This is a genomic window from Chloroflexota bacterium, from assembly GCA_026389585.1.
Lineage (GTDB): Bacteria > Chloroflexota > Dehalococcoidia > UBA2247 > RBG-13-53-26 > JAPLHP01.
This window is the reverse complement of the sequence record JAPLHP010000029.1, coordinates 1-7,832: the sequence shown is the minus strand read 5'-3', so window position 1 is coordinate 7,832 and position 7,832 is coordinate 1. Positions and strand designations below refer to the sequence as shown.

General features: G+C 52.5%; 9 protein-coding genes and 1 tRNA gene. 5 read left to right on the top strand and 5 right to left on the bottom strand.

Features of this window, described 5'->3' with window-relative positions:
* Positions 1-186: 186 nt before the first annotated feature.
* Both NTZ04_02325 and NTZ04_02320 read left to right on the top strand, forming a co-directional pair.
* Positions 187-345: a hypothetical protein gene (locus NTZ04_02325; GenBank protein MCX5991156.1), complete on the top strand. Its 159-nt coding sequence runs from the start codon at positions 187-189 to the stop codon at positions 343-345.
* Between the two features lie 2 nt (positions 346-347).
* On the top strand, positions 348-1,343 hold the full coding sequence (locus tag NTZ04_02320) for a GDP-mannose 4,6-dehydratase (GenBank protein ID MCX5991155.1): 996 nt from the start codon (positions 348-350) through the stop codon (positions 1,341-1,343).
* Between the two features lie 95 nt (positions 1,344-1,438).
* Here the strand turns inward: NTZ04_02320 and NTZ04_02315 are convergent, their stop codons facing one another.
* Positions 1,439-2,359 carry a tyrosine-type recombinase/integrase gene (locus NTZ04_02315; GenBank protein MCX5991154.1) on the bottom strand — a complete coding sequence of 307 codons (921 nt, stop codon included), beginning with the start codon at positions 2,357-2,359 and terminating at the stop codon, positions 1,439-1,441.
* 43 nt (positions 2,360-2,402) lie between these two features.
* Positions 2,403-2,473, bottom strand: a tRNA-Gln gene (locus tag NTZ04_02310).
* Positions 2,474-2,700: 227 nt separating this feature from the next.
* Between NTZ04_02310 and NTZ04_02305 the strand changes: the two genes are divergently transcribed.
* Positions 2,701-3,849, top strand: a complete 1,149-nt coding sequence (locus NTZ04_02305) for an NDP-sugar synthase (protein MCX5991153.1) — start codon at positions 2,701-2,703, stop codon at positions 3,847-3,849.
* Here the strand turns inward: NTZ04_02305 and NTZ04_02300 are convergent, their stop codons facing one another.
* The 3 genes from NTZ04_02300 to ychF form a co-directional block, all read right to left on the bottom strand.
* Entirely contained in the window at positions 3,850-4,701 is an 852-nt protein-coding gene (locus tag NTZ04_02300) for a DegV family protein (protein ID MCX5991152.1), read from the bottom strand.
* A 102-nt stretch (positions 4,702-4,803) separates the two neighbouring features.
* Complete coding sequence (locus NTZ04_02295) at positions 4,804-5,121, bottom strand: histidine phosphatase family protein (protein ID MCX5991151.1); 318 nt, start codon at positions 5,119-5,121, stop codon at positions 4,804-4,806.
* A 147-nt stretch (positions 5,122-5,268) separates the two neighbouring features.
* Complete coding sequence (gene ychF / locus NTZ04_02290) at positions 5,269-6,354, bottom strand: redox-regulated ATPase YchF (GenBank protein MCX5991150.1); 1,086 nt, start codon at positions 6,352-6,354, stop codon at positions 5,269-5,271.
* A 78-nt stretch (positions 6,355-6,432) separates the two neighbouring features.
* Between ychF and holA the strand changes: the two genes are divergently transcribed.
* The gene (gene holA / locus NTZ04_02285; GenBank protein MCX5991149.1) at positions 6,433-7,404 is read left to right on the top strand and encodes a DNA polymerase III subunit delta; all 972 of its coding nucleotides are present in this window, start codon (positions 6,433-6,435) and stop codon (positions 7,402-7,404) included.
* 104 nt (positions 7,405-7,508) lie between these two features.
* Entirely contained in the window at positions 7,509-7,712 is a 204-nt protein-coding gene (locus NTZ04_02280) for a hypothetical protein (protein ID MCX5991148.1), read from the top strand.
* The last annotated feature ends 120 nt before the right edge of the window (positions 7,713-7,832 follow it).

Below are 7,832 nucleotides of genomic sequence, written 5' to 3'. Positions count from 1 at the left end.
GTTTTCTGGGCGCGAACCCAAGCTTCGAGAATCCGCTGCTGCTCCGGGGTCAACGCGATGGGGTCAGTTGTTTTCCACATGCAGACAGTATAAACCAAACCCCCATCATTGTCAAGTTATTAGCGATACACTAGACTAGCTTGCAAGAGCCAAACCAAAGACAGCCAGAAAGGAGGTATTTAACCGATGCAAGACTTCATAGCCAGGTGTCCCCACTGCACTAGTGCCGACATAACCCCAAACGAGAAGTCATGGCACTGCAACGGCTGCGGCAAAGACTTTGAAGAGGCCGCAGTCGAAACCGTCAGCAACGAGCCACCGACGAAACCACAGAAAAGGAGGTAAGAGTGGGTAAAGTTCAGCGCGTCCTTATCACGGGAGTGACAGGCTTCGCAGGCAGCCACCTGGCAGACTACATCAACAAGCTAGGCGGCATCGAGGTTTTCGGCACCGTCAGGCCGCGCAGTTCTACGGAGAACATAGAGAGCCCTGTCACCCTCTTACAGTGCGACTTGACCGACCCGCAATCAGTCGCCAAGGCGATGGCACAGTCTTTGCCAGACATTGTTTTCCACCTGGCAGCGCAGAGCTTCGTGCCCATGTCCTTTGTCGCACCATCCATGACAATGCAGGCGAACCTACAGGGCACACTAAACATACTGGAGGCCGTAAGAGCATCGTCGCCTGAAACAGTCATACACTTTGCCGGCACGAGTGAAGAGTACGGCCATGTCCTTGAAACCGAACTCCCCATAGCAGAGACTCAGCAGTTCCGCCCTATGTCCCAGTACGCAGTCAGCAAGATAGCAGGCGAGTACCTGTGCCACCAGTACGCTACAACCTATAACATGCCGATAGCCATATCCCGTGCGTTCAACCACACCGGGCCTAGACGAGGCAGCATGTTTGCCACGTCCAACTTTGCCCTGCAGATCGCACTCATAGAAGCAGGGAGGCAGGAGCCGGTAATATGCGTAGGCAACCTGGACACCAGGCGGGACTTCTCAGATGTGCGAGACGTAGTAAGAGCCTACTGGCAGCTTGCAAACGCTGGACTCTCAACAGAACCATACAACATCTGTTCAGAGCAGGATCTCACCTTAACTATGTCGCCGGTAAACTCCGCTACCAGCGCCAGGGACCGAAGGCCAGGGCCCAGTTGCCATCCTCAGCCGACCTCAAGGACGCTTGGGCGAAGTAGCCCGACCACATGCGGCATGATCATCAGTCAATCTTGCCGCCCAGTACTCGGCCCAGGGAGGTCCCTTTTGTGGTCAACGTTGATTTCTCGCCGCGGCAACCCCTTTCCACCACTCTTCGCCCGGGGTACATACGGCCCATAGTGCCGCTAGCGCGGAATCCCAAACGTACCCAGCGGGCAGCCCCGATAAGTCCCGTCCCCAGCAGGTCGATCTCACTTCAAGTCAGGCCCGGGCAGCTATCTCCAGTCCAAGTTTAGAGCATCCTCGCTTGTCATTCTCTTAACATATTGCTCCAACACGGCCAGGGTATCCCACCCCCCAATAAGCTGCACAAATTTTGGCGAGATACCAGCCTTGAGGTTGCGCCACGCCCATGTACGCCGAAAGACATGGTGCATGTCCTTAACCCTAACCCCCGATCTCTGATACAAACGCTTCGTCACCGACTGCAGGCCAAGAGCACTAAGGGGCCTCCGTTCCTCCCCAATCCATAGCTCAGGGAACCCGTCCTCGGAAAGATACCGGCTACGTGCCTTGAGGTACACATACACCGCTTTCTCAGCTTCTCGGGTAAAAGGCACAAAGCGCTCTTTGGAACCTTTACCGAATACCTTGATCCTATGCTTGTTCCAATCGAGATCGGCCAGCCTTAAGTTTGCCATCTCGTGCCAGCGCCCACCCGTTGACCACAGCAACCACAGCCAGGCAGCATTGCGAGCCCCGCGGAAATCATCCACAATACAGAGAGACAGCAGCCGCGCGAAGTCCCGATCAGGCAGAAACTCTTTGGCGTACCTGGGAACTTTCGGACACCCGATGTTTTTCATAGGCGACTTTGATAGCACCCCATCAAGCAGCAGCCAGGAGAAGAACACCCGCAACTCACGATAGTTAGACCTGACATAGTGCGGACTGCGCCCCTTGTCTTTCAGAGACAGCAGATACCTCTCGACGTCTGACCTCTCAATCTCAGTCACCGCTTTACCGCAACACACCAAGAAGGCACCGATACGTTGCCGGTACGTCTTAAGAGTGGCAGGGCTACAGTTCTCGACTCTACGACTAAGTAGAAATACCTCCAACTCTCGAAAATCCGTTGGCCCAGGTGAGCACGCGCCTATGCGTGCCCCTGTAAAAATCTGTTGGCCTACACCCATGTTTTGTTGCGACTTCCATCCCGTTTTCCCTTCACATATCAAGCTGGGGAACGTGGATTCGAACCACGGCTGACGGATTCAGAGTCCGCTGTCCTACCGCTAGACGATTCCCCAGTGCTCAATTGGGAATTATAGCTGGAAGAGCCACCTGTGGCAACCCTGTCTTGACCCGAAATGCTTAACATTCTGCTTAACACTTTGTTGCCGGGTGGCCTTCTTGCCTACCACGATCTCCTTTATTCTTCACCGTGACGTCCGAATCTGTCACATGTGCAGAGTCTGCTGCAGATCGCTCCGAGTTTTGGTAGGAGGGTTGAGCTTTTCAGCAGGGGCTATGTATAATGTGTGGCAAGCAGATTACAGGCTATACAACCCATGGAGGGTACAGAGAGGTAAAGATGCAGGCTGTTCTACTGGTTGGGGGGCAAGGAACCCGACTGCGTCCGCTAACGTGCAACACGGTCAAGGCTATGGTTCCTGTGTTGAACAAGCCTTTTCTGGAACACCTCATTCGCTACCTTGCTGGGCATGGTGTAGATGACATTATTGTGACCCTGTGTTACCTGCCTGATTGCATTGAGAGCTATTTTGGGGATGGCAGCAGTTTCGGGGTGAAATTGACCTATGTCATGGAGGAGACGCCTCTGGGCACTGCAGGGGCGGTGAGGAATGCCGATAAATATCTTGACGAAGTTTTCTTCGTATTCAACGGGGACATCTTCACGGACCTGGATCTGCGGGCAATGCTGTCTTTCCATCGCAAACGGAAGGCGAAGGTTACTATTGCCCTGACCCCTGTTGAAGATCCAACAGCCTATGGAGTGGTGGAGATGGACTCCCGCCGGAGGGTGAAGCGTTTTGTGGAGAAGCCGCCGCGGGATGAGGTAACCTCTAATCTGATCAATGCCGGCACGTATATCCTGGACCGAGAGGCCATCGGGGATATCCCCCCGAACACCCCTTTTATGTTTGAACGCCACCTGTTCCCCATGCTGCTGGCCAAGGGTGTACCCGTCTATGGCTATTCCTCTGATGCTTACTGGATAGACATTGGAACCCCCCAGAAGTACCGTCAACTGCAGTACGATCTCCTTCAGGGTAAGGGCACTGCAGTTGCTTGTGGTCAGATGAGGCGCGAGAGAACAGACTGTGAGAAGGGATGTCTCATTCATCCGACGGCGATAATAGAAGGCCCGGTGGTGCTGGGAACCAACTGCAGTATCGGTGCAGGAGTTCGAATACAGGGGCCGTCAGTCGTGGGGGATGGCTGCAGGATTCTTGATGGCGCATTGATCGACAGGGCCGTTTTGTGGCGCAATGTTGTGGTGGCGAAGAAGGCTTCTTTAAGTGAGTGCGTCATAGGTGATAACAGTTCTATCGGCGAAGGCTGCCTTGTTGACGGGGGTGCGGTTATCGGGGACAACGTGATAGTTACCGAAGGCAGCCGCTTAACAGCCGCCGAGAAGATTGGCCCTGATACCACGGTTTGATCACTTGCCCTCCAACACAGCTATACCCAGAGCACCTGGCCCCAAATGTGTACCCACGACTGCGTTAATAGTGGAAATATAGACACGCTCCTTGGGGAAGGTGGAGTCCAGCTTTTGAAGAAGTGCTGCGGTATCCTCGGGGGTAGTGGTGTATGCCAATGCCATTTCTTCCACATTGGTGAAGCTTGTGGCGAATCGGCGCAGATGCTCGATGGCTTTAGCCCGGGTGCGTTCCCTGGTCACCGGAGTGGTAATACCGTCCTTTAGAGTGAGGATTGGCTTAAGGTCTAACATTGTACCCAGAAAAGCTTGTGCTGCTCCAATGCGTCCGCCTTTCCTGACATATTCCAAGGTGTCAAAGGCCATACGAATACGCATCCTGGAGCGCACACTGTTTGCCACAGCAATAATCTGGTCGAGACTGGCTCCTTTCTGGGCTTCCTTGGCGGCAGCGATAGCTACCAGTCCGAGAGCCATGCACATGAGCTGAGAATCGATTACTTCCACCCGCACCCGGCGATTCTTTGTCTTCATCAGTTCTTTGCCCTGCAGGGCCATATCATAAGTAGCACTTAGCTTAGAGGAGAGCAGGATAGCTAGAACTTCATCGGTCTGCTCAGCCAGCCTATCGCATACCTGCGAGAATTCGCTTGGTGACACGGTAGAGGTGGTGGGAAGGCGTTTAGATGTTGTCAACTTGCGGTAGAATTCCTCCGGGCTTAAGTCAACACCATCGCGGTAAACCTCATTATTGCCGAAATTCACATATAGGGGCATTACACAGATTTCTAGCTCTTTAGCTATCTGAGGTGGAATGTCCGAGGTGCTGTCAGTGACTATCTTTACTGGCATGTGTTGAGATTGCTGGGCTGATTCTAGGACAATGGCATGGGGCTGTCAAACTAACGCACAGCAAAGGCCAACCTCTTGAGGGTTAGCCAGACTTGGTTGAGGCTAGAGATGATCTCTTCCAGCGGCAAGGAATTTGCCTTCCAGATGCCCGGTATCATTCAACAAACAAAGCCTGTATCTATCGCTGGTACGTTGAATCACTGTCAGTGAGGCATTAGTTACTTCGAGGCGACGATAAATCGAGGTACTCGCCTGGAGGCAATAGGCCACCAGTAGCCTTACTATAACATCATGAGTGACTGCAAGGACCTGTTGCCCCTGGTTGTCCCTCATTACAGTCTCCAAAGCCGATATAGCTCTCTCATTAACCTTTGCCAGGCTCTCTCCAGGGGACTGCTGAAAATGGCAGAGATTGGCCAATGGCGCAATCTCTGTGAGAGTTGCTCTGCTTGCCAGACACCTTCCTCACTCAAATCCTCGTCCATCCATCCCATGTAGCGTCCTTTTGTATTTGATGCAGTCTGGGCGTGCCTTACCAGGAGCAATGTTGTATTCATCATCTAATAACTAAACGCTAAAAAGGAAGGTGATGACATCGCCATCATGAACGATGTAGTTCTTACCCTCCAACCGGAGTGACCCCTCCTTGCGCGCCTCGGCCAGGCTCCCACAGGCGACCAGATCCGGATAAGCCATAACCTCAGCCCTGATGAAGCCTCTCTCCATGTCTGAGTGGATCTTGCCTGCTGCCTTGGGAGCGGGAGTACCCTGCGGCACTGTCCAGGATCTTATCTCCCCGGAGGCAATGCTGAAGAAGGATATCAGCCCCAGGAGCTCGTAGGAAAGCCTGATGATGCGATCTACCACCCCCTCGTTAACCCCAAGGGCTGAACGGAATTCCATAGCCTCAGCCTCAGTTAGCTGACTCAGTTCCATTTCCAGCTTGCTGCAAACTGCGGCCACCCCGATTCCGGGATAGCGATGTCTTAGCTCTTCCTCAAGCTGAGACGCTTGTGGTATTTGTGCCTCTCCGATATTAAGTACGAGTAATTGGGGTTTGGCAGTGAGGAACTGATAGTTTTCCATTATCCTGGCCTCATCCTTAGTCGGTGGTTGTTCCCGAACAGGTATCTCTTTCTCCAGTGCAGATCTGATCCGTAAGAGCAGAGCTTGCTCTTGAAAGAGACGCTCTCGGTCCGGTGGTTTCGCCCCTTTGAGTAAGTCCTCGATTCGAGTCAACCTCCGCTCGACAATAGCCAGATCAGAGAGGATAAGCTCTACGTTCACCATGCTGATGTCTCGCGCTGCATCTATGCTGCCTTCGGGATGTGGAATGCTCTCGTCCGAAAAGGCTCTTACCACGTGGATGAAAGCATCTGCCTTGCTGAGGTGAGTCCGGGATTCACCGCTCAGTCCCCCCCCTTTGCCTTTGGAGATAGCCACATCTACATATTTGACCTCAGCAGGGACGACTCTCTTTGGATTCAAGACAGCTTGCAGTCCATTCAGGCGTAGGTCGGGGACTTTAGCTACCCCAAGGTTCGGCTCCAGGTTAGGCGGGCCAAAGGCATGAGTCTCAATTCTACCTTTGGTGAGGCTGTTGAACAGAGTCGTCTTGCCGCTCTTGGGTAGGCCAATGATGCCAAGTTCCATTTTGTCGAATCCAGCTTACCACACTCAGTTATGGCTTGCCAGATATCGCTGTGGTAGAATTTGCAGGGTGAATAAGGGTTGATATACATACTTTTTGGCCTTGATGATTTCTCCTTAAGGGGAAAGATGGCTGAGCTCAAGAAAGAACTGGGCGATAGCGAATCCCTGGCAATCAACACAACCACTTTTGAAGGTAGCCACTTAACCATAGCCCAGCTTATGAGCGCCTGCAATACGATTCCATTTCTGGCGACCAATCGACTGGTGGTTGTGGAGGGGCTGCTCAGCCGCTTTGAGCAAAAGACGGGCGGACGTGACCCTGATTGGAATGAATGGAAGAGCCTGAACGAACACGCCTCCAACATGCCTCCCACTACTGTGCTTATGTTGGTCGATGGGAAGATAGCCAGGGGCAATCCTTTGCTCAAAAGAATCGCAGCAATTTCCAAAGTGTGGGAATTCCCACTTCTTAAAAGGGACAGCTTACAGAATTGGATCCGCTCCCGGGTAGCAAAATGTGGCGGCAGCATATCACCCCGGGCGCTGAAACTATTGACTGAGCTAGGCGGTGACAATCTGTGGTTGTTAGCCAGCGAAATCGATAAGCTGTGTCTTTATGCGCAGGGAAGGCGTATTGAAGAGGAAGATATAAGACAAACGACCAGCTATGCCAGGGAGGCATCTATCTTTGCTTTGGTAGATGCCATAGTCGAAAAAAAGGAGTCTGCTGCCATGCGCCTCCTGCACCAATCATTTGCCGAGGGGATGGCTCCTGCTTATATACTGGTCATGCTGGCGCGGCAACTTCGTCTAATGGTTCAGGCACTTGAGATCAGTGGACAAGGGACTTCTCTAATGGAAAAGCGGGAATACCTGGGACTCTCCCCCAATTACCCTATTGAGAGGCTTCTGGGGCAGAGTGCTGGCTATCCTATGCCGCGATTGGTAGAAGTCTACGAAAAGCTGCTGGAAACGGATATGGCTATCAAGACAGGAAAGTGGAAGGATGACCTTGCTCTTGATCTGCTGGTAGCTCACGTCTGCTGTTAGAGTGGGCTGCAAGGCGCTGTCACCCTGCGAAGGATGGGTTCTCTTGCATTTAGGTGTAGTCACGCTTATACTCCCTATCACGTTGACTCTCAAAGGGGGTGTATATGGCACAAGAGAAAAGGGCAGGATTCCAGACTTCCAGTACAGCATTACAAGATGCATTTGAGGTAGTTAAAACTGAGCTATCAAAGAAGAGGGCAAATTGGGAAGCAATCGGTGATGCTATCGATAAGGCTGTGAGTCCTGCCATCAGTTCGATTGATCCTAATGATCTCGATAGTATCGATGCTAGTCTAGTGTATCGCTAATAACTTGACAATGATGGGGGTTTGGTTTATACTGTCTGCATGTGGAAAACAACTGACCCCATCGCGTTGACCCCGGAGCAGCAGCGGATTCTCGAAGCTTGGGTTCGCGCCCAGAAAACC

What these genes read in the sequence shown, in the direction of transcription:
- NTZ04_02325 (MCX5991156.1), top strand. Translation starts at nt 187, where the DNA reads ATGCAAGACTTCATAGCCAGGTGTCCCCACTGCACTAGTGCCGACATA.
- NTZ04_02315 (MCX5991154.1), bottom strand. Translation starts at nt 2,359, where the DNA reads ATGGGTGTAGGCCAACAGATTTTTACAGGGGCACGCATAGGCGCGTGC.
- NTZ04_02305 (MCX5991153.1), top strand. Translation starts at nt 2,701, where the DNA reads ATGTGTGGCAAGCAGATTACAGGCTATACAACCCATGGAGGGTACAGA.
- NTZ04_02300 (MCX5991152.1), bottom strand. Translation starts at nt 4,701, where the DNA reads ATGCCAGTAAAGATAGTCACTGACAGCACCTCGGACATTCCACCTCAG.
- ychF (MCX5991150.1), bottom strand. Translation starts at nt 6,354, where the DNA reads ATGGAACTTGGCATCATTGGCCTACCCAAGAGCGGCAAGACGACTCTG.
- NTZ04_02280 (MCX5991148.1), top strand. Translation starts at nt 7,509, where the DNA reads ATGGCACAAGAGAAAAGGGCAGGATTCCAGACTTCCAGTACAGCATTA.